This window comes from Psychrobacter sp. Rd 27.2 (assembly GCF_001921755.1).
Taxonomy (GTDB): domain Bacteria; phylum Pseudomonadota; class Gammaproteobacteria; order Pseudomonadales; family Moraxellaceae; genus Psychrobacter; species Psychrobacter celer.
In genome coordinates this window covers 143,728-167,936 of the sequence record NZ_MRYB01000003.1, presented here as the reverse complement: position 1 = coordinate 167,936, position 24,209 = coordinate 143,728, and the positions used below count along the sequence as shown (strand labels likewise).

Here is a 24,209-nt window from a genome sequence, read left to right as displayed (position 1 = left end):
GCGTTGCAAATCTAGCTAAGGCATCTGCATTATCGTCGCTTTGCGCCTTGTCTGGAACAATTTTAGCGATCAGCAGTGCCTATTTGTGAACATTCAACACGCCCTAATCAGACAGAGATTTTTAAGGGGAGCCGCATGAGTGCACAAGCCAAGTTCAATCGTGATGAGGTGATCGAAAAAGCCAAAAACCTCTACTGGGAAAAAGGCTATCACGCCACCTCGATGCGAAACCTACAAGATGTCGTCGATATGCGCCCTGGCAGCATCTATGCCGCGTTTGGCAACAAAGACAGCTTGTTTACAGAAGCCTTAAACCGCTATGCTGAGCAAAGCGCGGCCAATCTTGCCAACTGTATTGCCCAAGAAAAAACCGTGCTCGCAGGCTTACAGCGTTTTATTCGAAGCGTCACCATCTGCAGCAAAGGCGGCGCGCCCAGCGGTATCTGCATGGTGGTCAAAACCATCGGCGAGCTGACACAAAAAGATAGTCCAGAATTGCTCACCCACGCGACTAGTATCTTAAAGCAGGTAGAGGCCTCTTTTGTCAACACCTTTGAGCTAGCGATCGACCATGGCGAGATCAGCTGTGATCAAGACCCTGCCGAACTGGCACGCTATTTCCAAATCCAGCTCATCGGCTTGCGTACCTATGCACAGGTCAACCCTGATACAGAGGCTATTGAGCGGTATATTGATACTATGTTTAGGCATTTTTTATGACATGTTTTTGACAGATTTTTGACATGGCGTTGAACATAACTTTTAACATCACTTAAACGCAAGGCCCATGTGATATCAGCATTTTATTTAACGGCTATTTTTTAATAACTGCTGACAGCGCTCAATCACCGGCGCATCGACCATCTCGCCCGCGACCTTAAATACCGCCTGTCCATGGCGCTCGTACTCTGTCACCACTCGCCGAGCGAACTCCATCTCGGCAGCGGTCGGCATCAGCGTGTTTTGTACCACGGCCACTTGTTTGGGATGGATACAGAGCATTCCTTCCATCCCCATCTGCGACCATAACTGCACGCGCGCGGCCAATCCTTTGGCATCCTGAAAATCAGGATACACGGTATCGATGGGCGGCGCTAACTGATGGATTTTAGAGCTAAGGATAAGCTGATAGCGAATCTGATTGGCGATAATATCTGCCGCCGGCGTTCCTACCTGTACGTTCAAATCATTACACAAATCCAAAAACCCATAGCTAAAAGCACGCAGCCCCGACGCTTTTGCCATCGTATCGACTTGATACAGACCACGCGCATTTTCTATCAGTGCAATGACAGACAGTCGAGTTAAATGATGGACGGATTCGATATCTGTGGCCTGTTCCGCCTTGGGCAATATGATGCCAGCGAGATTGGGCATCTGCTCACAGGCTTTTATGTCTTTGGCAAACTCATCACTGCCTGCTTGACTGATACGCACCCACACGGGCCGATAGTCGGCATGAGCATAATACTCTTGTAACGCCTTGCGCGCTGACGCTTTATCCTCTATAGCCACGGTATCTTCTAAGTCGATAATGACAGCATCTGCGCCACTGGCAAAGGCTTTGGCCACTCTGTCCATGCGCGTTGCCGGTACAAATAGCCATGTATTGGCATAGTGAGTGTTTTCGGTATGTGCAGTATCTTCTGTACGTGATGTCATTCCAACTCTCATTAATGTATATTGATACGTATTTTTTCATTATTCGTTCATTCTAACATTGAGTTCAGCGACAATGTAGTTTATGCTTTTGATACCTTATTTTATCTTATTTGTAGAGAATCAAAATGTTTGAACGCGTCGACTATTATGCGGGTGACCCTATCTTGGGTCTAGTAGATAAATTTGTTGCTGATAGCAACCCAAACAAAGTCAATTTGGGCATCGGCATCTATTATGATGAAGATAGCAAACTGCCAGTACTTGAGTGTGTAAAAACCGCCGAGCAACGAATCGCTGACCCCATCTCGCCCAGACCTTATCTGCCGATGGCAGGATTGCCAGGGCATCGCCTCGCCTGTCAAAACCTACTGTTTGGTAAGGACGCCGCGGTGCTACAAGAAAAACGCGTCGCTACCATTGCCACATTGGGCGGCTCTGGCGCGCTAAAAGTCGGCGCTGAGTTTATCCATGAATGGTTTCCTGCCTCCAAGTGCTATGTGAGCGATCCGACGTGGAGCAACCATATTGCCATCTTTGAAGGCTCGGATGTCGAGGTGGGCACCTATCCTTACTACGATACTGCCACCAGCAGCATTAAGTTTGATGAGATGCTAGCTTTCATTGCAAAGTTAAATAAACACGATGTGGTGCTACTACATCCTTGCTGCCACAACCCAACTGGTATGGACTTGACCCATGCCCAGTGGGATGAGCTATTGGACATCATGAAACAGCGTGAGCTGATTGCATTTATGGACATCGCTTATCAAGGCTTTGGGCAAGATATGGACCACGATGCTTATGCCATTCGCAAAGCTGTGGCGCTGGGTTTACCTGTGTTTGTGAGCAACTCATTTTCCAAAAACTTGTCGCTATATGGTGAGCGCGTGGGCGGCTTGTCTGTGGTATGCCCTACGGCAGAAGAGGCCGAGCGCGTCTTTGGCCAGCTCAATTACGCCGTACGCCGTATCTACACCAGCCCGCCATCACACGGTGGCCGCGTGGTCGATATCGTCATGAACGACGAAGCGTTGCACCAGCAGTGGGTCGGCGAAGTTTACGGCATGCGTGACCGCATCAAAGCCATGCGCCTCAAGCTAAAATCCGTACTAGAAGCCAACGTGCCAGCGCGCAATTTTGACTACATCACCAAGCAAAACGGCATGTTTAGCTTCACAGGATTGACCCCCAAGCAAATCGAACGCTTACAAACAGAGTTTGGGGTTTATATCGTCTCAAACTCACGTATGTGTATGGCAGGCCTAAACGTCAACAACGTCGACTATGTCGCCAATGCCATGGCCGAAGTGCTAAAAGACTGATCGCGCTGAGCGAAGTGCTAAGCCATTTACAAACCGTATAAAAAATAAAAACCGCCTAGAGACTCACCTCTGGGCGGTTTTTCACTTTACGTACAAGCTGTGCTGTTATGGCCAATCACTCATTACTATTTAAGACAAAGCTAAGCAAATGACTAATTATTTTCAACTGACTATCAATGACTCAGCAAATAATTAGGCAAGCATACCGCCATCGACAACGACCGTCGCACCCGTGGTATAGCTCGACGCATCAGACACCAGATACAACACCGTGCCCGCCATCTCGTCCGGATCGGCCACGCGTCCTAACGGAATGGCATGTAACGCCATTTTTAAGACCTTATCATTGGTGGTCAAGGCCGAGGCAAACTTGGTATCGGTCAGACCTGGCAGCAGCGCATTGACGCGAATGTTTAATGGTCCACATTCTTTGGCAAAGGCCTTGGTCATGCTAATCACCGCCGCTTTAGTAATTGAATAGATACCTTGCTTATCACCGGCGACCAAGCCATTGACCGAAGCGGTGTTTAAAATCACCCCGCCGCCCTGCTCGCGCATCATCTTGCCCGCCGCCGTCGACATAAAGAAATAACCGCGGATATTGACCTCTACCGTCTTATCAAACGCGCCCAGATCGGTATCTAAAATATGACCATAATAGGGGTTTGCCGCGGCGTTATTGACCAAGATATCAATACGGCCAAATTCACTCTTGATATGCTCAAAAATTGCCTCTATCTGCTCCATATCACCAACATGGCAAGCAAAGGCACTGGCTTTATGACCGTCAGTTTTGATGCTGTCAGCGACCGCTTGGCACGCATCAATCTTACGGCTAGAGACAATCACATGCGCGCCTCTAGATGCCAATAGACGAGCGATAGACTCTCCAATACCGCGGCTTGCGCCTGTCACTAACGCAATCTTACCCGTTAAATCAAATAAATCTTTCATCATTACTCCTTATATTTTGAACTAGCTATTCAGTTTTCAATTTTTTTATCGTAACCACTTCATAAATTATAGTCGAAAAACTGCAAATACATTACAAGGCAGCCGAGCATAGATAGTACAAATAGTACATCGAGCGAGGCTAACGCCGTAATGGTTTGGCAGTTATTTGACTATTAAGCCAACATGCCACCATCAAGGGTAAAGGCATGACCATTCATAAAGCTACTTTCATCACTCGCCAGCCACACAATCGCACCCGCTACTTCACCAACGTCACCCAATCGGCGCATTGGGCTGGCTTTGATGGTTGCTTGTTGGGCGCGCTCATCCATATTTGCCATAGTATTACGCACCATCGGCGTATCGATAAAGCTTGGGCAAACGGCGTTAAAGCGGATATTGACACGCGCATATTCATGAGCCGCAGACTTGGTCAGCCCCATAACGCCATGCTTGGCCGCGCTATAGGCGGATAATAGCGGCGCAGAACGCAAACCAGCAATGGAGGCCACATTAATCACATGACCGCCGCCGTTGGTCGCCATGCAAGCAACGGCAGCACGCATACAATGCCAAACGCCTTTTAGATTTACGGCGATATTACGATCAAAATCATCGTCACTTAGCTCGTGCATTGGTGCTGGCTTATGGTCAATACCGGCGTTATTTATCACCACATCAAGACCACCAAACGTTTCCATAATAAAAGCAAATAGCGCACGCACTTCATCGCCACTGGTGACATCGACCTTTTTGAAGACGATGCTATTGCCCGCGTCTTGCCCTTGCTGAGCAACGGCTGCGCCCATCTCTTCTGCCAAATCGCCAATGACGACTTTCGCACCGCGACTGGCGAGCAGTAGCGCACTGGCAGCGCCAATGCCAGACGCGCCGCCGGTGATTAAAATGCGTTTACCAGTTACGTCTGATGCAATTCCATTTGTATTCACTGTCATGATTTACCCCTCTACCTTAAGTACCAGCTTGCCGAAGTTTTCACCTTTAAACAGCATCATCAAGGTATCTGGGAAGGTCTCGATACCCTCGACAATATGGTCTTTTACTTTAATGTCACCTGACCCAATCCAGCCTGCAATGTCTTTCATCGCTATCGGGTATTCTTTGATATTATCAAAGACGACGATGCCTTCCATACGCGCACGATTGACCAATAATGACAGATAATTTGATGGCCCTTTGACCTCTGTGGTGGTGTTATATTGGCTAATCGCACCGCAAATTACGATACGCGCATGCAGATTAATTTGCGTCAGCACGTCATTTAAAATATCGCCGCCGACGTTGTCAAAAAAGACATCGACGCCGTTTGGACAGGCCTGCTTTAAGCCTTTTTTCACATTTTCGTTTTTATAGTCGATTGCCGCATCAAAACCCAGCTCATCGACTAAGAACTTACATTTTTCACTACCACCAGCGATACCGACGACGCGGCAACCTTTGAGTTTGGCAATTTGCCCAACCAAGCTACCAACCGCGCCCGCCGCGCCAGAAATAACCACAGTCTCGCCAGCTTTTGGTGCGCCGGTTTTTAATAAGCCAAAATAGCCCGTCATACCCGGCATACCGAGTACGCCTAAGTAATAAGACAATGGCGCAAGGTTTGGATCGACTTTATGTAGCCCTGTGCCATCGCTGACTGCGTAGGACTGCACGCCATTATGTCCTACGACATAATCGCCGACGGCAAACTTCTCATGTTTACTTTCGATGACTTTACCTACCGTTCCTGCACGCATTACCTCGCCAATCTGTACGGGCGGTATATAAGATTTTGCATCGTTTAGCCAACCACGCATTGCAGGATCCATCGAAATATATTCAATTTTTATCAGCAGCTCACCATCTGAGATAGTCGGCAAATCTGTCTCGGTATATTCCCACGTATCAGCGCTTGGTGCGCCAACTGGTCTTGCTTTTAAGCGCCATTGTTTATTAATCTGTTTGTTATCAGCTGTCATTATTTATTCCTTTAAAATTGTATAAAAGTTATTGGTATCGTTTGCTTAAAAAGAGTTTATTCAAAATAAGCCAAATATATTAAAAAGCGTTCTTCTGGGATAAATTTTTCTCGCTTGCTGTGCGCTTTGCACTCCAGAGGCTTCGAAAAATTTATCCCAGCATCACTTTTAGCATCCTATTAGTAGATATTGTTATGGTGAAAACTTACCAAACAGTCTCTTAAAACCATTCTACTTGCATATCGGTACATACCGCATTGTCATTATTTAGCAGCTCAATATCGCGATTGATTAACGGCAATTCCCAGTCGATAAAGTATTTTGCCGCTTGGATTTTGCCATGATAGAAGTTTTGCTTATCAACGTCGGCCGTATCATTTAATAATTGCTCCGCCTTACTGGCTTGGCGAATCCAAATCCAACTCACTACGATGGAGGCAAAGATATTCATCAAGGCCTGCGCATTACCCGTCAGCGTCATGGCTTTTTCAGTTTGTAGAATTTTGCTTAGATGTACCAAGACTTCATGCAGATGACCCATATAAGGCATCAATTTACCGGCAAGTTTGGCGGTTTCGGGTGTACTGATACTTTCTAAATCTTGGGTGATTTCACGCTTTAATATTTGAATACCCAGACCACCTTTTTGCCATAACTTACGAAATGACAAATCTAGTGCCTGAACGCCATTTGTGCCTTCATGAATGGGATTGAGACGGTTATCACGCCAAAACTGCTCGGCCTGATATTCACGTGTATAGCCTGCGCCGCCCAATACTTGGATACCTAAATCATTGGCTTTTGGACCATATTCAGATGGCCATGCTTTGAGTACTGGCGTAAGTAAGTCCAATAACTCTGACAGCTCAGCCTTTAGTGTTTCATCTTCACAGGTATTGATACGGTCAATCAGATTTGAGCCATATAGACAGAGTGAAATACCGCCCTCGCTATAGGCTTTTTGCGCAAGGAGCATACGTTTGACATCACCATGCTGAATGATTGCCGTTGCCGCATCTTCAGGCTTATTATTTGGTGCGACTCTGCCCTGCGTTCTGTCTTTGGCATAATCGAGCGAATATTGATAACCGCGATAGCCAATCATCGCCGCACCAAAGCCAACTGCGATACGCGCTTCGTTCATCATTTTGAACATATAGCGCAGGCCAAAATGCTCTTCACCGATAAGATAGCCGTGACAATCGCCTGCATCGCCAAAACTTAACGCCGTAGAAGTTGCGCCGCGATAGCCAAGTTTATGAATAAGTCCAGTTAAATGGACGTCATTACGCTCGCCGACTGATAAGTCATCATTGAGTCGATACTTGGGTACGGCAAATAACGAAATACCTTTAACGCCAGCGGGTCCACCCGGCACTTTGGCTAATACCAAATGAACAATATTGTCAGACAGTTCGTGATCGCCCGCTGAGATATAAATTTTGCTACCTTTGATACGGTATGATCCGTCTTCTTGTTTCACGGCAGTGGTTTTGATATCGGCAAGCGACGAGCCTGCATGTGGTTCTGTTAATGCCATGGTGCCAGTGAATTCACCGGTTAGCATACGCGGCATAAAGGCATTTTTAATCTCATCACTGGCGAAATGAGAAATGACATTAATCGCCGCCGTGGTTAAAAACGGATAAGCGGTGGTCGATGGGTTGGCTGCCATAAAATAGCCTGCTACCGCCGTCATCACGGTTTCAGGTAATTGCATGCCACCATCGTCAAAACTATAACGACCTGCGATAAAGCCTGACTCGCGAAAGGTATCAAAAGCAACCTTTACGTCGTCTATCATGCTGACTTTTTTGCCATCAAACTGCGGCTCGTTTTTATCCGCCACGTGGTTGTGCGGTAAAAACAAATCGGTGGCGATTTTATTGGCAGTGCCTAATACCGCATCAAAAGTTTCACGGCTGTGTTCTGCAAACTTTGCATGCTCGGTTAAATGCTCAACTCCCAATACATCGTAGAGTTGGAACGGTAATTCAAAGTCGTTGATCAGTGTATCTGCTGCCATAGTCATTTTCCTATTATGATAATGATAAATAAGCGGTGATGAATAAGTGATGCATTGATATTAATCTAATTTATCGCCTTACCGTATTGTCATTTATGACATAATTATGGTCAAATAAGACAAAATTAATATGCTAATTTGGGAAAAACTGCTAATAAACTGACATTTTAAATACGTCTTTTCATAGGAAAATAAGCACTTATGCCCTACTTCAAACCCTTTAAAGTCATCATCGTTGGCTTCGATGGCGTGCTTGGCAGCGCTTTGACAGGCGCATTAGATTTATTTTCATTTACTGGTGTCAGCTGGCAGCGCTTTTTGGATGAGACGGTAGAACCAAGGTTTAAGGTGCAGATTGCCAGCCTTGGCGGCGTCGATATCAGATGCAGCAATCGCTTAATCATGCAAGCGCATTGCGATATTCGGCAGGTGACGGACTGCGATTTATTATTAATCCCAACGATTGGCGATTCCATCGATAAAGTGCTGAGTCAGAACGCTGAGTTGCTTGTACATATCAAGCGACTGGCGAGTACCAAAGCCGATATCGCCAGCAATTGCAGTGGCGCATTTTTTTTGGCAAAGGCAGGCTTGCTCGATGGCAAAGTCGCGACCACTCATTGGGGCTATGCCAATAAGTTTAAGGCGGATTTTCCACTGGTGGATTTACAAGAAAACCAGTTTGTTACTCAATCAAAAAGCCAGTCAAAAGAACAATCGGGCAATATATTCTGTGCGGCAGGCGGTAGCGCCTTTTATGACTTGGGATTATTGTTAATCGAGCGTTATTGCGGGCGTGAAATTTCTACCCAAGTGGCAAAAACTCAGATTATTGATAGTAAACGCGGTAATCAAAACAGCTATACCAACGTGACTTTGCATAAGCCGCACGCTGACCAGCTGGTTCAGCAAGTACAAGAATTTATCGAGGAAAATTTTAGGCAAGCGATACAGGTGAGCCATTTGGCCGCCATGGTCAATATCACCCCGCGCACGTTAAACAGACGCTTTCAAGCTGCCGTTACGATGCGCCCGATTGAGTATATTCAAGCAGTGCGTATTGAGCAGGCAAAGCGCTTACTGGAATTGGGCGATGTGACGATAAAATCGCTCGCTGAGCAAGTCGGCTATGATGATATCTCATCATTTACTAGGCTGTTTAAACGCGCCACCGAGCTAACCCCAAAAGAGTATCAAGAGAAGTTTTCACGACTGGCGATTTAGACCTTTATTTTATTATATTTTTAACCACTAAATATTCTGCCACAAGCCTTCGACATGAATGGCATCTGCTTTAATCGTTGGGTAATCACTAAACGTCAATTGATAACCACCATCTGTATTGGCACTAATCTGACACGTCGCGCCAAGTGGAAAGCTGTGCTTTTTCCCAATATGACCAAAACGCATGCCGCTATAAATCGGCAATCCTGTCAGCTGATGCAATTGACGAATCACAGTAGCGACATCATAACGCTTGTCATAACTGTCCTCACCGCTACCCGATAACGCGCCAAATACAATCGCCTGCTGACCTTTAAACACCCCTGCCAAATACAAATCATAAAGCATGCGCTCGATACGGTAGGCTTGCTCGCCGACGTCTTCTAAAAACACAATACCGCCGTCAATACGCGGTAAGTACGCACTACCCGCCAGCGCCGACACCACACTTAGATTGCCGCCCCACATAGTGCCGGTTAGCGTTTTGGGATCAGCAGTTGCTAAAACACTGGGTAGATTAGGACTGGTGAGTGACGCATCTTGTATATCGATAGTCAGATTGGGAGTGGTTAATGCTTCTACAAATTGGCGACAGCTAACCTCATCAGGCTTGGTTTTGCCAAACTCGCTATAGAGCATCGGTGCCGCAAGCGAGCTCATACCACCTTTTGCCAACAGCGCACACTGAATCGCCGTCACATCGCTAAATCCTGCCAGTATCGTGCCGCGCTCCTTCATAATGCGCCCAAGCGTCGGCCAGTCCACCATAGGCAATAGGCGCATAGCACCATAGCCACCGCGTACCCCAAGTAGCAATTTAGGCGCTTTGATTGCACCAGTGGCGATGTTTTGCAAATCACTGGCGCGCTGCGAATCCGTACCCGCAAAGCGCAAATACTGCCGCTCGGTAATGGCAGGGTTATCTACCTGAAAACCCGCGCAGGCCAAGCGCTCTAAAGCCCGCGCATTACGCTCCTGGCTACCTCCGACGTTGGAGCTGGCAAACAGCCGCGTCTCAATACTTGGTGTGATGCAAAGACGATTTGCCGGCAAGCTCTCAGCCATTGCCTTTTCAGCAGCACGCTCCTCTACAGCCGTTGGCAGATCATCTTTGGTCAGTGGCAGGTGGCTCTCTGGCGGGTTCGCCTGTACAGATGAGTGCGCCACGGCACGCGTGACGAGCAACCCCACCCCTGCATAGAGGCTAGCTTGACGCAGGAACTGGCGACGATTGAGGGCGGAGGATATCTTGGTCATAATGCTACCTTTATTGTCATCGATGACGACTTTATTCAGCAATACTTTATTTCGTAATAGTTTATTAAACCGCTATTTTCTTATAACGCAGCTCAAAGCTGCCATTAGATTACAATTGTTAGGTTACAGCCATCAGGTTCTGGCTAGCGTCAGGGTTTTAGGCCACTTGACGTGGCATCTTCAGCTGCGCACACAGTCAACAAAATGATACAGAACCACTCATCGTCTTATTTGGATGACGTCATGACTCTTGCTATAGTAAAGGGTACGACAATAATAGATCAAAATACCATTAGCCAAAAACATCTACCCTAACATTCATATAAGGACTCTTAGTATGGCCGATAAAGAAAAAGACAATAAAAGCCTGATGGATAGTATAAAGCTCATCGTAGGCAAAGAAGACAAACTAAACGACCAACTCAAAAAAGAACAAGGCCTTGAAGGCTATGCCAAAGACTTATTGCTGCTGATGAGCCTAGTAAAAGACTACTATCAGGGCAATTATCGCAACATTCCTTATAAGACCATTTCAGCGGCGGCGGTTGGCTTGCTTTATGTCCTCAACCCCATCGACATCATTCCCGATTTTATCCCATTTATTGGTCATATCGATGACGCCTTGGTACTCAAGTTTTGTCTTAAAATGATAGACAAGGATTTAACGAAATACAAAAAATGGAAGGATGAACAAACGGCTTCTAAAAACGCTACTGAAAACAAATCTGCAGACAAAGACAAGGACTCAAAACCAACCTTCAAAAAGTCAGACACCAAAAAGTCAGACAAAGAACAATCCAGCAAAGATAAATAAATCACAACTACCAGTCATCATGGCTGATAGCTAGCATTTAATAAAACAGGGTCAATGTAAGCGTCATTGACCCTGTTTTATTAAAGCGTGTTTTCATTTGAAAAATAGCGCAGATAATATTGAGATATTAGTCAGCTATTTGAATTTGACACCGTTCCTATCAATCTGGCACCCCATAATTGGCGTTTTCTGGATTTAGGCCAAATGAATACACAAAGGTCGCCACCAAGCTATTGACTATGATAAAAGGCAAATCAATGGCAATATGACCGAGCAAGTAGCGACCTATCAGCCAAGAAACCACCAACATCACGATAAAAAAACTGCCAAGATAGGCTAAAATGGTTGGGTGCTTGAGGTTATAAGGCTGCTCAGATTTGGGCTTTTTATCAAGTATATAGGTTCTGACCGCCCAACCAGCAGCATAAGAAAACCCGCCCAACACCACATAACTAAAAAAATTCATACGACCTGACTCAACTAACTATTCATAATAAAGATACATGATAATACAGCGACATGACGAGCACATTATTGAGAGGTTTGTAAGCGCCTCTATTAACCGTCGTCGCGTGCTTTTAACTGCCCAAAAGACCTCGTTAGAGGCTCTCCAAAGATCGGCTTATCGGCTCTCATTGACATTATCGATGATAATGTTGGCATGCGGATTGGCCAAAATATCTGTATTGACCTCATCACATGCCACCTGATAGATGGTATTGGCGCCGCGGTAAATATAGGACAGATACTCACTATCTAGCAGCGGATCGATGTTGGCATAAGCGGGTTTGGCATGTGCCAAGACCAGTACCCTATCAGGGCGACCGATGACCGCATCGACATTATCAGGATCGATCGAAAAGAACTGCGGGACTTCACTGTTTTTGATGGCTTCTAATGGCTCAGGCGTGTCCCAAACGCGGCCACTGCTTGCCGGCTCTTTCATTTGCATGACCCACGCGCCCGCTTGTTGACTGATTTTTATTTGGGCAGGCTCATCATGACTGACGGTATAGCATCCCTCAAACACCGACAAATCTGCTGGCACTACCGCCGCCGTCTCATCTGACGTGTCGTTGTCGTTACACGCGGTCAAAAACATAGCGCTGCTTACGACAGTGGCAACCAGCAGCGGGGTAAATTTTTTACAAAGATTAGCTGAGCGTAATAGCATGAGGGCGTTATCCTGCATTTATGCGTGAGAGGCAAGGATTAAATAAAGGGGACAATACGTCTTATACCGTTATCCGGCGGTGGCGCGGCTTATTTTAACAGAAAACCAAAAAGATAGCCTAACCATCTAGGGCGTGTCCTCATTTTAAAAATAGCGATAAAAATGAGATAAATCGCCGTCAAACAAGGAAAATAGCGCAGATAATATCGAGATATTAGTCAGCTATTTGACACCGTTTGGCCAGATTTAGCCATTTTTAGCCCATTTAGATGGCTATCGATTGAATTGAGGACACGCCCTAATCTTCAGCAAAGATTTTGTGCCCCAGCACTGCCCATAATTACCCATAGTAAGCTGAGATTTGCTATACTCAGACCCAAAATACGCAGCGCAGTTTTTTACTAAAACGACCAAAACACGCGCTACGTTCTCTTTTTTTATTCTTACCGTTATCATTTATCAGGTTGCTCAGCTTTTATGTCAGACAGTCCGCATTCGATGCTTCATACCCATACCGACCACGCGGCCGATCCGCTCGCGGCCAAAGCAAACACGACGGTTGCCTATACCGATGGTGCGTGTAAGGGCAACCCTGGTGCTGGCGGTTGGGGGGCGCACCTGATATTTAGTGATGGCCGCACCCAAGACCTATATGGCGGCGAAGCACAAACCACTAACAATCGCATGGAGCTAATGGGCGCGATACAAGCCTTAACGCACAGCCCGCAAGCGCATACCCTTGAGATTTGGACAGACTCAAGCTATGTCAAAAACGGCATCACTGATTGGATCGCTGGCTGGAAAAAAAGAGGCTGGAAGACGGCGAGCAAAAAACCAGTCGCCAACCAAGATCTCTGGCAGCAGCTAGATGCGCTCTGTCAACAGCGCGATGTCGCTTGGCACTGGGTCAAAGGACATGCTGGACATGCTGGCAACGAAAAAGCCGACGAGCTGGCCAATCTGGGGGTGACCTCCAGCAGTGAGGTACAGGCAACAACTGAATTGCCTAAAAAAAAAGACTCCTTGATGGTTGAGGCAAGCCAGCGCCGCCATGACGATTGGCTAACCTTTGACCCCTTAGGGTTTGATATGATCGATGACGATACAGATGAGACGCCAGCGGACAGCTCGCAAAGCCAAGATACCCATAGCCTCGCTGACCATCCAATCATCTCTAGCCACACTCAGCGACCAACAGAGCAAGCAACCATGACTGACGCCAACCCAAACATGCACATGCCAAATACTGACACCGCCTCAGTCAGCCAAGCTGACACACAAACAGCTAGCGCAGAAGAGATGCCCAAGTTTGATGGCGATACCAGTCGTGCTAACCCTTACTTCAAGCCACTATTGCCAAAGCCCATCCACCGCCATGACTCTGATCGTCAGCTTATCATGGATACTGAGACCACAGGTCTTGACCCTCTAAAGGGTGACCGCATCATCGAAGTGGGTATCGTCGAGCTGGTCGGCCGTAAGTTTACGGGCGAAAAGCTCCACGTCTATATCAATCCACAGCGCGGGATGGACGAAGAAGTGATTCGTATTCACGGTATCTCTGAGGCGTTTTTGGCAGACAAGCCGACCTTTGACCAAGTCGCACAAGCACTGTATGATTTTATGGATGGCGCTGAGGTCATCGCTCATAACGCCACCTTTGATATCAACTTCTTGAGCATGGAGTTTGCCAAAGTTGGCTTGCACGACTTCGCCGAGCGCATACAGGTCACTGACTCTTTGGCGATGGCCAAGCAGCAATACCCAGGACAAAAGAACACGCTAGATGCGTTGGTGCGCCGCTTAGACGTCGGTAAGCAAGATCGTACTTTTCACGGGGCATTACTAGATTCGGAGATCTTGGCCGAGGTCTATCTGGCAATGACCGGTGGACAGGTCGCTCTCGCCATCGAAGAAGACACACAAACCGACGGCGGACAGACCGGTCATGCCCATTTTTCGGAGCTGGCAGATCTATTACTACAGTCGCCTATGGATGAGAGCGCAAGCCAGCACTGGTATGAGTCACTGGCAGAAGACTTCCCTGCCCTCAAAAACAATATGTAGCGGTCACTAAAACCACTTTCTAATCCGACATTTGTATAATATAGTCTTGATTATTATATTAAGCGTTAAAACATTACTAATAAACGCTTTTTCATTTAAACGCTTTGTTACTTCGTATTTGAACAATCGTTACTCTTATCAGTACGTTATGGAAACACACTTATGGACCAGTCTGCGCAAATGAAGTTAACCGCCCCAACGCTTAGTGTTACTGACTTTAACTTACCTTCACTGCATTTGTTGCATGATGAGATTGTCGTGACGCTCAAAGATACCGAGACCCATCTTAGCGAGTTTAATGATGACAATACTCAAGCGCCTTTATTGCTAGACTCCATCATCGTCCTAAAGCAGCTGTCTTGTATTTTCAAACTCATCTCTTTGGTTGGTGCTGAGGCGCTAAACACCGCCATTGCCAATGGTTTACAGCGCCTATACGACAGCGGCGACAATAACGATGTCGATTTGATCATGGACTTGTCAGAGGCCATCATGACACTAGATCGCTATATCGAGTTTGTCTTATTGACAGAGTCGGTAGAGCCGACGCTATTGTTACCTGTGATCAATAAGCTAAACGCGCATGGCCAGCACGCTCCTATCACCGCTGACTTCTTTTCAGCCTTTGGTAGCAGTAGCGTCATCATTGCCAATCCAGAAAAAAACTTCCAACCACTGCATGAGCTTGGCTTAAACAACGAGCTATTGACAGATGCTTATCGTAGCGGTCTTGGCGTTGCCTTATTAAACCAAGATGGTACTGTCAGCGCAGATGCGCAGCAAAAGCTCAATGCCATGAGCGCGGCCTGCGCGTTGATTGCCTCCAAGACCAGCAGTTTATTTTGGCAAGCGGCCGCTGCGGCCACCACCGACATCGCGGCCATCCTACCGCTCACGTTAAGCCAAAAGCACACGCTGATTTATCTAGAGCAGCAATTCCAAAGCTATCTGCCTGTGATGGATACGCGTTTTGCTGATTTGGTCAGCTTTGCTTGTCAGCGCGATAACAAAGCGGCACAGCATCTACGCGAGCAATATGCGCAAAACCGGCTAGAAGAGCCGCAACTTGAGCAAATGAGACGGTTTTTATTTGGTCCCAACCGCGCCCTTACTGATACGCTAAACACCATTATTCAGACGCAGATCAATACCATCAAAGAAGAGGTCGATAGCTACGCGCGCGGCGACTCTGTCAATAGCGCTGAGATGCAAACAGCCAAAATCATAGAAGACTTAGCAGCCTTAGGCTCAGCACTTCGTCTGCTTGGATTGTCAAATGCTGCCGACAGTTTGCGCGCTGCAGCCGAGGAGGTCGGCCGTTGGCAAGCACCCTCGCCTGAGGACTTCGATCGTCTATTGCTGGCACTCATGCATGCCGAAAACGCCACCATCGCCATGGCCGAGATGCACACACCAGGGGCGATTTACTTACCGCTAAATAACCCTCACATCTCTTTGCATCAGCTAAATACAGCCAATGATACTTTGATACAAGAAAGCCGTATGGCCATCGCCAATGCAGAGCAAGCCATCAATGACTATCTGGCCGAGCCTGAACGCGATATGCTAAATATCCAAAACATCCCTGAGATGATGCGCCAAGTGGCCGGTGCTGTGCGCTTCTTGCAGCTGCCGACCTCTGCTAGCATGCTCAGTCAATTGGCCAACTATATCGAGCAGCGTATCGAGAGTGGCAGACGCATCGAAGACGGTACGCTGGCATGTATTGCAGATGTCATCATGGCAATCGATCACCATTTAGATGGGTTTGAACATAACCGTCCTGTGAGTAAGCAAGCGCTTGATGTCGGACAGCAAAGCCTAAGCCAGCTGCTAGCAGCCTAGCCTAACCTAGTCAAGACAAGCTGGCTGCTACTCATTACCTACTGCCCTTATGCTGTGCTTTCCCGCTTTATGATTAGGTAAAATAGACCGTTATTTCTGTCTTATAAGTCTGTATCTCATCAGGTACAGACTTGTTTTTATTTGCTTTCGCGATCGCTTGGAACCCTGATATGACCTGCGCTTTTATCTTTAGTGATGATACGGTATTGTGCCGTCAAACGCCTGAGGGGTGGTGGCCGTGGCACGTTGACTATCTGGCATCTGGTACCGCGGCCACCGATGATGTAGCAGTGCCCGCCTATCAGCTCGGATGTGTCACACTGCTTGAGAGCCTCGCGCCCAGTCATTGGCAAGCGGATGACAACCGTCATAACGCCAACGCCAATAATACGACGCTTAATAAGCCAACTCATGCGTTTACTGCGCGCGCAACCTGCGCCATGACCTATGAGTATGCCACCGCGCATCATATCGCCTTACCTCTCATCGCTGAAAGTAGTGGTAATGCCTTTATCCCGTATCGCCAGCTGCTCACCCAGCTACCCATGGCCTTGAGCGACCAACTCAGCCAAGCCATACAGCTGCTGCGCTGGCAAGCTGACACGCAGTTTTGTAGCCGCTGCGCCTCGCCAGTCGTTCATGCGCGACTGGGTGAGCGAGCGATGGTCTGCCCGACTTGCAAGCTGCGCCAATACCCGCGTGTCCAGCCGTGCATCATCACTGCCATTACCCGCCCCAACCCGCAAACAGGTGCAATGCAAATTTTACTGGCGCATCATCATCGCTATGGTCAACAAAAGCAGCCGCTGCAGTATGGCCTGATTGCAGGGTTTGTTGAGGTGGGAGAAAGTCTTGAGCACGCTGTGGTGCGCGAGGTGTATGAAGAAGTCAATATTCACCTGACAGATATCCGCTATGTCAGTAGTCAGCCGTGGCCATATCCGTCAAACTTGATGCTCGGATTTCGTGCTACGTATGCAGGTGGCGAGCTGATTATTCAAGAAGATGAGCTGTCACATGCAGACTTCTTTGATCTCTCAAGCCTGCCCAAGATACCTGCGAAAGGCAGTATTGCTTATGAGCTGATTGAGCAGATCCTCCGTGAGCAAGGCATGGCTTAGCCATCATAGGTGATTGCGTTCATCATTTAGCCCAATGTATCAACGCGCTAATGTGTCAATATGCCAATGTGTCATCAACGCGCCAACGTGATAGTGACGCATGACTACCAGCGTCTTTGACCAGATTTGACCTTGACCAGTGCTCTATAACCTTGCCTGCCCATCTCGGCAAAACTTTTTGGCAAAGATGATGCGCGGACGAGGATGCGCCAATATTGTGATTTTGTTATCATCCATTTAAAATGACCGCCTGAACGCAGCGATGATCATTTATCACCCACCAATAGCCATACTTTCATCACGCTCATAAAGGCAGGCAAGCGAAACGCTCGTAAACCAGCCAGCAGCGTTATGAGAGATCAACTATATACCAACACCCTTTTTGTACTGGTGTTAAGGTTTTTAATAACATGCAAAGTAACGCCCCTATCCGTCTGATCAATCTGCCCATATTGTTTGATGGCCTACAAATTGACACGCTGCCTGCTGATGTCTCGTCGCAGATTGCAGCGGTGGATGCCTGCCTGCCACAGACGCAGTGCGGCCTGTGCGAGCATCCCGACGGCTGCTTGCCATACGCGGCCGCCATCGTTGTAGATGGCGAGCCATACAATAAATGCGTGCCTGGCGGCCAGCCCGTGACGGATGCGATCGCACAAATTGTCGATACAGAGCGTTATCAGCAAGGCCAAACCCCCGCCGCTGCTCCTTCACAGTGGCCGATAGATGCCAGCTCCGAGCGCCCAACTGAGGTGCGGGCTGTCATTCGCGAAGAGGACTGTATAGGCTGCACCAAATGTATCCCTGCCTGCCCCGTCGATGCCATCGTCGGCACTGGTAAACACATGCATACCATCTTTACCGACTTGTGCACGGGCTGTGAGCTTTGCCTAGCGCCCTGCCCCGTTGACTGTATCGATCTGGTCACTATCGAGCGTACGCTTAGTGACGCTGAGCGGCAGGCTGAGCAAGAAGATTTGCGCCAGCGTTATCATACGCACTTAGGCCGCGTCGCGGAGCAGCTAAGCGATAGCAGCAACACCAAGCCGGTAGTCAGTATGGTCGAGGCCAAACTCAATAACGCCACCAGCCAAGCTGTTGACATCAGCGAAGCTCAAGCAAAAAACACCATTGCCGCGGCCAAATTACGCACCAAAATCAAAAAGTTAGAAAAGCAGCTTGCGGTGCGCGCCAATGACAAAAAACAAGCCGAGCTTGAGACATTACAAGCCGAGCTGGCACAATTATGCTAATGAATGATTCGATCATTCACGCCCAACAACAACATATCAAATAAAGTCAAACACCATGAGTAAAACGGTCAAACACAAAACGGCTGAGACCCCGCCCTCCAGACGTATGCCCAATCGCAACGTGCGGCCTTTTTTTGAAAAGCTGGCCGAGACGATTAAGGAGCCCGTCACTGAGCTCAATTACGACAGTAATTTTGAGCTACTCATTGCCGTGATTTTGTCCGCACAAGCAACGGATGTGAGCGTCAATATCGCCACCCAGCAACTATACCCTGTGGCCAATACGCCTGAGGCCATACTCGCGCTTGGCGAAGAAGGGCTAAAGTCTTATATCAAAAACATCGGCCTGTATAACTCAAAAGCCAAAAACGTCATTAAGACCTGCCAAGACCTGATTGAAAAGTTTGATAGCACTGTCCCTGATAACCGCAAAGATTTAGAGTCTCTGGCAGGGGTCGGCCGTAAAACCGCCAATGTGGTGCTCAACACTGCCTTTGGTCAGCCGACAATGGCGGTCGATACTCACATCTTTCGAGTGGGTAACCGCACAGGGCTGGCCACGGGCAAAACCGTATTAATCGTCGAAAAAAAGCTCATTGAGCGTATTCCAGAAGATTTTATCGTCGATGCTCATCATTATCTGATCTTACACGGGCGCTATACTTGCCAAGCACGCACACCAAAATGCGGTGCTTGCCCGGTTTATGATGAGTGTATGTTTAAAGACAAAGCCAAATTTGTAGAGCTATAACCCCTTGGCATGAAACAGAGGATCATACCAATAGCCATGACTCTGTCGTTTGATCGCCCCAAACCTTTTATTGAGCATTTCTTATGTGACAGCAAACGTCGCTCACTAGAGTTTTGCGACGTTTCAAGGTAGAATACCCTTATTTTTGTGCTAACAGATGACAACGACGGTGACCGTCAGTAGTAGAGGGCACAGGCGTGACTGCTCAAGCGTTGAGATGATAAGCGTGGCACGTCTATGTGCCTGTGTTTTTGGGCGGTTCAGTGCCATTTATGCTATTCATCATTTATGCTATCCATAATGACTGCTCGATGGTTAACGCTATGCGGCGGCAAACTGATTTTAATAAATATTACGACCGATATTGATTGTCAATTATTTAGCAATACCCATTATCCGCCAACTGAGCAATCACGCGGCCAATATGAATGAAAGCCACGCTAAACCGTGCCGCTTTTCCTACCTTTATCGATTCAATTAAGCGATCTAATTATGCGCGAATACAACTTATTTACCTCAGAATCTGTGAGCGAAGGCCACCCAGATAAAATGGCCGATCAAATCTCAGATGCCATTCTTGATGCCATTTTACAGCAAGACCTAGACGCCCGTGTGGCATGTGAGACCTTGGTCAAGACAGGAGCGGTGATATTGGCCGGCGAAGTCACCACCACCGCAAACATCGATGTGGAGCGCATCGTTCGTGATACGGTCAATGGTATTGGTTATCATCATTCAGATCTAGGGTTTGATGGCGAGACCTGCGCTGTCATCAACATGCTGGGTAAACAGTCGCCTGAGATCGCGCAGGGCGTCGATCGCAGCAGCCCTGAAGAGCAAGGTGCCGGCGACCAAGGATTGATGTTTGGTTATGCCAGTAACGAGACCGACGTCTTGATGCCAGCACCGATTGAGTTTGCTCATCGCCTGATGGAGCGTCAGTCCGAGCTACGCCGCGCAGGCGAGCTGCCTTGGTTGCGTCCAGACGCCAAAGCACAAGTCACGCTAAAATATGACGGCAATCTTCCGGTGGCGATCGATGCGGTGGTATTGTCCACGCAGCACGACCCAAGCATCTCGCAAGTAGATCTGCAAGAAGCCGTTATGGAATCTATCATCAAGCAAGTGCTACCAGCCGACCTACTGCACGCGGGCACACGCTACCACATCAACCCCACAGGTAAGTTTGTGATTGGTGGGCCTGTCGGTGATGCAGGACTGACGGGGCGTAAAATCATCGTGGATACTTACGGTGGTATGGCACGTCACGGCGGTGGTGCCTTTAGTGGCAAAGATCCATCAAAAGTCGATCGCAGCGCGGCCTACGCGGTACGTTATGTCGCCAAAAACATCGTGGCCGCAGGATTGGCTGATCGCTGTGAAGTACAAGTCAGCTACGCCATCGGTGTCGCCGAACCTACCTCAATCTCCGTCAACACCTTTGGCACCAGTAAGATCAGCAACGAAGAGATCATTCGTCTGATTCGCACACACTTTGACTTACGTCCTTATGGCATTACTCGTATGCTCAACTTGTTGCAGCCGATGTATCAGCAAACCGCCACCTTTGGTCACTTTGGCCGTCCAGGCTCAGAAACTGCCTTTACGTGGGAAAAAACCGATAAAGCTGAGATATTAAAAGCAGACGCAGGCTTATAATCGCCGACTGAGTCGCATTGATATATTGATATTATCCATTTAAAACCACCGATACTTATTAGGAGTCGCTTATGTCTCAAGATACCAATCCAGACAACGCTCAAGACAACACTGTTGATGCAAGCCTTGAGATTACCCCTGAAATGCAGGCGTTTTATCAGCGTGCTGATGCCATCATCGGGGTTGCCAACAGCCAGCTAGGCCCCAATGCTCATTCCGGCCAAGTCGGCGCTTCTTTACTATATGCCGCCGCCCGCTATAGCGCGTCGGTTGCGTCTATTGGCTTTGTGAAGGGTGAAGATTTTGCCAAAGAAAAAGACGATATCGTCGAGTTTTATGTCAAGCAGTATCGTCAAATGCTCAGCGACAACCTCACTGACTATGCCCAAAACTTCGATAAATATGTGCAGCTAAATAAAGATGACCAACCAGCGGAATAATCATCACTTGGTTTTATCATAATCATAAGTACCAGACCCAAACTGGATCATCAGTTTGGGTTTTTTATTGCCTATATATTTTTTCAGGTCTATCGGCTGGATGGTTGATGATAAATACGCTACTATAAACGGTAGACAACAAACGGTAGACAACGCTACCACGTAAGACAATCGGACGTTATTGCACTTATATAAGGAGATATAATGATGCCCCCCTTCATGAGCAACGCTTGGGCTTTTATAGCAAAGCGGCCACTTATCAAATATATGCTCGGCCTGCCATTACTACTTGCCTTAGCAAGCTGTAGCTCTTTGCCTGATATAACAATTCCTGAGAGCACACCAGCCCAGCCTACCCGCTCTCATCAACTACCCGATGGTGTGTTTTCGCAGTGCCCACCCTTTGACCCTGAAAAAACCATGTGCACCGCGCAGTACGATCCTGTTTGTGTGAAGGGTAAAACTGGCAACTTGATAAGCTACCGTACCGCTGGCAACGCTTGCTCTGCCTGTAGCACCCCTGAGGCGATAGGCTATGTCAAAGGCGAGTGTTTATAAACGACGGTTTTATGATGACGTTATGACGATGTTGTCAAAATACCGATAGGCACCGTGCCCCTCACTTCACTACTGGCACTTCACTGTTGGCTATTAATAACGGCAGCCATAAAAATACCCAGCTTTTGCTAAGCTGGGTGTTTGTAAAACAATAAGATATGCTTAAAAGGCAAATAGTCGCGCACGAAGATCAGTCTTCTCGCTTTAGCTCAATCGGACCTTTTAAAAAATCCTCATCAGGCAGCTCATTTGCTGAGTTGTGCTCGGCTGACTCTTCGGTAAGAAACCACTGCTGTTGACGATAGAGAATCAGATGGTCTCGGCTTAATCCACGTAATAGCGAATACATCATGACCAAAATCACCACAGCAAAAGGTAAGCCTGACACGATAGACGCGGCTTGTAGCGCGGTCAACCCCCCTGCCGCCAGCAGTACCGCAGCGATAACCCCTTCTGTACCTGCCCAAAACAAACGCTGAACTTTTGGAGGATCTGTATCACCGCCTGAGGTCAGCATATCTATCACAAAACTGGCCGAGTCAGAGGAAGTGACAAACCACAATACAATCATCACGACAATCAGTAAATTAAACACCGACGTCAGTGGATAAGACTCCATCAACTTAAATATCGCACTACCAGTATCGGCTCTGACCGCCTCCACAAGACCTGGGCTGAGCAAATCAGGACTGGCCGCCGCTAGTAGCTCCATATGAACAGCAGAACCCCCAAAAGCGGTAAACCACAAAAACAATATGGCCACCGGAATCAATAACACCCCTAAGGTGAACTCACGAATGGTACGGCCACGAGAGATACGTGCGACAAACACACCCACAAATGGCGACCAGCTGATCCACCATGCCCAATAAAAAATCGTCCAAGAAGCCTGCCAGTTTTCTTGCCCTTCATAAGACTCCGTCCAAAACCCCAATGGAATCACTTGATGTACATAGTTACCGATGTTTTCTACAAAGCTATTAAAAATAAACTGCGTGGGCCCTAAGATAATCACAAAGCTCAATAAGATAATGGTCAAAAAGATATTGATATCGCTTAGACGCTTGATGCCCTTATCCAAGCCTAAAAACAGCGACATCCCTGCCAAAACAGTGATGATGGCAATCAAGATAATCTGGACACTGGTGTTATTTGGAAGGCCAAACAAACTCTCAAGACCAGAGTTAATCTGCAGCACCCCAAGCCCTAAGGTCGTCACCACCCCAAACATCGTACCAAATACGGCTAAGGTATCGACTGTATGACCCCAGCCGCCATAGATTCTTTTGCCCAATATAGGATATAGAGTCGAGCGGATAGCCAGCGGCAAGCCGCGGCGATAGTGAAAGTAAGCCAAAGCCAGAGCCACCATGCCATAAAGCGCCCAAACATGAATACCATAGTGTAAAAACGAGATATTCATCGCAAGCTTAGCTGAAGCGACTGTCTCCCCTTCGCCCAGCGGCGGCGCCATATAATGATATAGCGGCTCAGCGGTGCCCCAGTACAGCAGCCCGATACCGATACCTGCTGAAAACAGCATGCCTATCCACGAGAGCAGTTTGTATTCAGGCTCCTCATTTTGATGCCCCAAACGAATATCACCATATCGACTGAGTATCATATAGACACTCATTAACAAGGTAGTATTAATCACGACAATAAAGAACCAACCAAAACGCAAAGACACAAAGGCTTTTGCTTGGTTAAACACCGTTTCTGCTTGCTGATTAAACAGTGCGCCAAAAATAATAAATAGCGTGATTAAAACGACTGAGGTCAAAAAAACAGGTTTGCTTACTCGCGGAAAAGGGCCGACTCGGCCAACTTTCACATGATCCATAGATCTTTCCAAAATTAAAAGAGCGTCACCATATCAAGGCGTCGATGAATTATCAAATCTAATGCTGCTAAGATGCCCTTGTATATAAATAAAATATGATGCCGTGCTAGGGGGTTTTTGCCCCTATTTTGCTAACAAAACTAAAAACAAAACCCCAGCTTCCAAAGAGACTGGGGCTTTAATGCGTATTAAAATATTTTTATTCCATATAGAGCATGTATTACGGGCACGCCCTAGTCACTTCTCGCTCAATAAGCGAT

The 24,209-nt window shown here is 47.5% G+C and carries 21 protein-coding genes; 12 read left to right on the top strand and 9 right to left on the bottom strand.

Translation table 11 applies throughout. The features are described 5' to 3' along the window. The first annotated feature begins 135 nt into the window (after positions 1-135). Complete coding sequence (locus BTV99_RS04440) at positions 136-720, top strand: TetR/AcrR family transcriptional regulator (RefSeq protein ID WP_075101162.1); 585 nt, start codon at positions 136-138, stop codon at positions 718-720. Positions 721-807: 87 nt separating this feature from the next. Here BTV99_RS04440 and BTV99_RS04435 read toward each other — a convergent pair whose 3' ends face one another. Beyond that, the gene (locus BTV99_RS04435) at positions 808-1,662 is read right to left on the bottom strand and encodes a CoA ester lyase (RefSeq protein WP_075101161.1); all 855 of its coding nucleotides are present in this window, start codon (positions 1,660-1,662) and stop codon (positions 808-810) included. Positions 1,663-1,787: 125 nt separating this feature from the next. Between BTV99_RS04435 and BTV99_RS04430 the strand changes: the two genes are divergently transcribed. Beyond that, positions 1,788-2,984, top strand: a complete 1,197-nt coding sequence (locus tag BTV99_RS04430) for an amino acid aminotransferase (RefSeq protein WP_075101160.1) — start codon at positions 1,788-1,790, stop codon at positions 2,982-2,984. A 192-nt stretch (positions 2,985-3,176) separates the two neighbouring features. On the opposite strand, the gene BTV99_RS04425 is transcribed toward BTV99_RS04430, so the two are convergent. The 4 genes from BTV99_RS04425 to BTV99_RS04410 all read right to left on the bottom strand — a co-directional run bounded on the left by BTV99_RS04425 (position 3,177) and on the right by BTV99_RS04410 (position 7,943). Further along, positions 3,177-3,941, bottom strand: a complete 765-nt coding sequence (locus tag BTV99_RS04425) for an SDR family oxidoreductase (protein WP_241900660.1) — start codon at positions 3,939-3,941, stop codon at positions 3,177-3,179. Between the two features lie 170 nt (positions 3,942-4,111). Continuing rightward, on the bottom strand, positions 4,112-4,894 hold the full coding sequence (locus BTV99_RS04420; protein WP_075101158.1) for an SDR family NAD(P)-dependent oxidoreductase: 783 nt from the start codon (positions 4,892-4,894) through the stop codon (positions 4,112-4,114). 3 nt (positions 4,895-4,897) lie between these two features. Then, positions 4,898-5,917: an NADP-dependent oxidoreductase gene (locus BTV99_RS04415; protein WP_075101157.1), complete on the bottom strand. Its 1,020-nt coding sequence runs from the start codon at positions 5,915-5,917 to the stop codon at positions 4,898-4,900. Positions 5,918-6,137: 220 nt separating this feature from the next. Next, positions 6,138-7,943, bottom strand: coding sequence for an acyl-CoA dehydrogenase (locus BTV99_RS04410; protein ID WP_075101156.1), 1,806 nt, complete (start codon positions 7,941-7,943; stop codon positions 6,138-6,140). A gap of 201 nt (positions 7,944-8,144) precedes the next feature. Between BTV99_RS04410 and BTV99_RS04405 the strand changes: the two genes are divergently transcribed. Further along, entirely contained in the window at positions 8,145-9,167 is a 1,023-nt protein-coding gene (locus BTV99_RS04405) for a GlxA family transcriptional regulator (protein WP_075101155.1), read from the top strand. Positions 9,168-9,194: 27 nt separating this feature from the next. On the opposite strand, the gene BTV99_RS04400 is transcribed toward BTV99_RS04405, so the two are convergent. Further along, positions 9,195-10,424: an LD-carboxypeptidase gene (locus BTV99_RS04400; protein ID WP_075101244.1), complete on the bottom strand. Its 1,230-nt coding sequence runs from the start codon at positions 10,422-10,424 to the stop codon at positions 9,195-9,197. 337 nt (positions 10,425-10,761) lie between these two features. On the opposite strand from BTV99_RS04400, the gene BTV99_RS04395 reads away from it, so the two are divergent. Then, positions 10,762-11,238, top strand: coding sequence for a YkvA family protein (locus BTV99_RS04395; RefSeq protein WP_075101154.1), 477 nt, complete (start codon positions 10,762-10,764; stop codon positions 11,236-11,238). Between the two features lie 160 nt (positions 11,239-11,398). Here the strand turns inward: BTV99_RS04395 and BTV99_RS04390 are convergent, their stop codons facing one another. Together BTV99_RS04390 and BTV99_RS04385 are read right to left on the bottom strand one after the other, a co-directional pair. Continuing rightward, on the bottom strand, positions 11,399-11,704 hold the full coding sequence (locus BTV99_RS04390; RefSeq protein ID WP_075101153.1) for a hypothetical protein: 306 nt from the start codon (positions 11,702-11,704) through the stop codon (positions 11,399-11,401). 156 nt (positions 11,705-11,860) lie between these two features. After that, positions 11,861-12,412: a hypothetical protein gene (locus BTV99_RS04385; RefSeq protein ID WP_075101152.1), complete on the bottom strand. Its 552-nt coding sequence runs from the start codon at positions 12,410-12,412 to the stop codon at positions 11,861-11,863. 477 nt (positions 12,413-12,889) lie between these two features. On the opposite strand from BTV99_RS04385, the gene dnaQ reads away from it, so the two are divergent. The 8 genes from dnaQ (at position 12,890) to BTV99_RS04345 (ending at position 22,106) form a co-directional block, all read left to right on the top strand. Next, the gene (gene dnaQ / locus BTV99_RS04380; RefSeq protein ID WP_075101151.1) at positions 12,890-14,479 is read left to right on the top strand and encodes a DNA polymerase III subunit epsilon; all 1,590 of its coding nucleotides are present in this window, start codon (positions 12,890-12,892) and stop codon (positions 14,477-14,479) included. A 162-nt stretch (positions 14,480-14,641) separates the two neighbouring features. Beyond that, positions 14,642-16,324: a hypothetical protein gene (locus tag BTV99_RS04375; protein ID WP_075101150.1), complete on the top strand. Its 1,683-nt coding sequence runs from the start codon at positions 14,642-14,644 to the stop codon at positions 16,322-16,324. 170 nt (positions 16,325-16,494) lie between these two features. Further along, on the top strand, positions 16,495-17,445 hold the full coding sequence (gene nudC / locus BTV99_RS04370; protein WP_075101149.1) for an NAD(+) diphosphatase: 951 nt from the start codon (positions 16,495-16,497) through the stop codon (positions 17,443-17,445). Positions 17,446-17,855: 410 nt separating this feature from the next. Beyond that, positions 17,856-18,698 carry an RnfABCDGE type electron transport complex subunit B gene (locus tag BTV99_RS04365; RefSeq protein WP_075101148.1) on the top strand — a complete coding sequence of 281 codons (843 nt, stop codon included), beginning with the start codon at positions 17,856-17,858 and terminating at the stop codon, positions 18,696-18,698. 55 nt (positions 18,699-18,753) lie between these two features. Beyond that, positions 18,754-19,449: an endonuclease III gene (nth, locus tag BTV99_RS04360; RefSeq protein WP_075101147.1), complete on the top strand. Its 696-nt coding sequence runs from the start codon at positions 18,754-18,756 to the stop codon at positions 19,447-19,449. A 492-nt stretch (positions 19,450-19,941) separates the two neighbouring features. Next, the gene (gene metK, locus BTV99_RS04355) at positions 19,942-21,108 is read left to right on the top strand and encodes a methionine adenosyltransferase (protein WP_075101146.1); all 1,167 of its coding nucleotides are present in this window, start codon (positions 19,942-19,944) and stop codon (positions 21,106-21,108) included. Between the two features lie 143 nt (positions 21,109-21,251). Beyond that, positions 21,252-21,548 (top strand): DUF3144 domain-containing protein, encoded by a 297-nt coding sequence (locus tag BTV99_RS04350; protein WP_075101243.1) that lies wholly within the window; start codon positions 21,252-21,254, stop codon positions 21,546-21,548. 204 nt (positions 21,549-21,752) lie between these two features. Further along, positions 21,753-22,106, top strand: coding sequence for a hypothetical protein (locus BTV99_RS04345; protein ID WP_241900659.1), 354 nt, complete (start codon positions 21,753-21,755; stop codon positions 22,104-22,106). A 190-nt stretch (positions 22,107-22,296) separates the two neighbouring features. Here the strand turns inward: BTV99_RS04345 and BTV99_RS04340 are convergent, their stop codons facing one another. Further along, complete coding sequence (locus BTV99_RS04340) at positions 22,297-23,949, bottom strand: BCCT family transporter (protein ID WP_075101145.1); 1,653 nt, start codon at positions 23,947-23,949, stop codon at positions 22,297-22,299. Between the last annotated feature and the right edge of the window lie 260 nt (positions 23,950-24,209).

What these genes read in the sequence shown, in the direction of transcription:
- BTV99_RS04440 (WP_075101162.1), top strand. Translation starts at nt 136, where the DNA reads ATGAGTGCACAAGCCAAGTTCAATCGTGATGAGGTGATCGAAAAAGCC.
- BTV99_RS04435 (WP_075101161.1), bottom strand. Translation starts at nt 1,662, where the DNA reads ATGACATCACGTACAGAAGATACTGCACATACCGAAAACACTCACTAT.
- BTV99_RS04430 (WP_075101160.1), top strand. Translation starts at nt 1,788, where the DNA reads ATGTTTGAACGCGTCGACTATTATGCGGGTGACCCTATCTTGGGTCTA.
- BTV99_RS04425 (WP_241900660.1), bottom strand. Translation starts at nt 3,941, where the DNA reads ATGATGAAAGATTTATTTGATTTAACGGGTAAGATTGCGTTAGTGACA.
- BTV99_RS04420 (WP_075101158.1), bottom strand. Translation starts at nt 4,894, where the DNA reads ATGACAGTGAATACAAATGGAATTGCATCAGACGTAACTGGTAAACGC.
- BTV99_RS04415 (WP_075101157.1), bottom strand. Translation starts at nt 5,917, where the DNA reads ATGACAGCTGATAACAAACAGATTAATAAACAATGGCGCTTAAAAGCA.
- BTV99_RS04410 (WP_075101156.1), bottom strand. Translation starts at nt 7,943, where the DNA reads ATGGCAGCAGATACACTGATCAACGACTTTGAATTACCGTTCCAACTC.
- BTV99_RS04405 (WP_075101155.1), top strand. Translation starts at nt 8,145, where the DNA reads ATGCCCTACTTCAAACCCTTTAAAGTCATCATCGTTGGCTTCGATGGC.
- BTV99_RS04400 (WP_075101244.1), bottom strand. Translation starts at nt 10,424, where the DNA reads ATGACCAAGATATCCTCCGCCCTCAATCGTCGCCAGTTCCTGCGTCAA.
- BTV99_RS04395 (WP_075101154.1), top strand. Translation starts at nt 10,762, where the DNA reads ATGGCCGATAAAGAAAAAGACAATAAAAGCCTGATGGATAGTATAAAG.
- BTV99_RS04390 (WP_075101153.1), bottom strand. Translation starts at nt 11,704, where the DNA reads ATGAATTTTTTTAGTTATGTGGTGTTGGGCGGGTTTTCTTATGCTGCT.
- BTV99_RS04385 (WP_075101152.1), bottom strand. Translation starts at nt 12,412, where the DNA reads ATGCTATTACGCTCAGCTAATCTTTGTAAAAAATTTACCCCGCTGCTG.
- dnaQ (WP_075101151.1), top strand. Translation starts at nt 12,890, where the DNA reads ATGTCAGACAGTCCGCATTCGATGCTTCATACCCATACCGACCACGCG.
- BTV99_RS04375 (WP_075101150.1), top strand. Translation starts at nt 14,642, where the DNA reads ATGGACCAGTCTGCGCAAATGAAGTTAACCGCCCCAACGCTTAGTGTT.
- nudC (WP_075101149.1), top strand. Translation starts at nt 16,495, where the DNA reads ATGACCTGCGCTTTTATCTTTAGTGATGATACGGTATTGTGCCGTCAA.
- BTV99_RS04365 (WP_075101148.1), top strand. Translation starts at nt 17,856, where the DNA reads ATGCAAAGTAACGCCCCTATCCGTCTGATCAATCTGCCCATATTGTTT.
- nth (WP_075101147.1), top strand. Translation starts at nt 18,754, where the DNA reads ATGAGTAAAACGGTCAAACACAAAACGGCTGAGACCCCGCCCTCCAGA.
- metK (WP_075101146.1), top strand. Translation starts at nt 19,942, where the DNA reads ATGCGCGAATACAACTTATTTACCTCAGAATCTGTGAGCGAAGGCCAC.
- BTV99_RS04350 (WP_075101243.1), top strand. Translation starts at nt 21,252, where the DNA reads ATGCAGGCGTTTTATCAGCGTGCTGATGCCATCATCGGGGTTGCCAAC.
- BTV99_RS04345 (WP_241900659.1), top strand. Translation starts at nt 21,753, where the DNA reads ATGATGCCCCCCTTCATGAGCAACGCTTGGGCTTTTATAGCAAAGCGG.
- BTV99_RS04340 (WP_075101145.1), bottom strand. Translation starts at nt 23,949, where the DNA reads ATGGATCATGTGAAAGTTGGCCGAGTCGGCCCTTTTCCGCGAGTAAGC.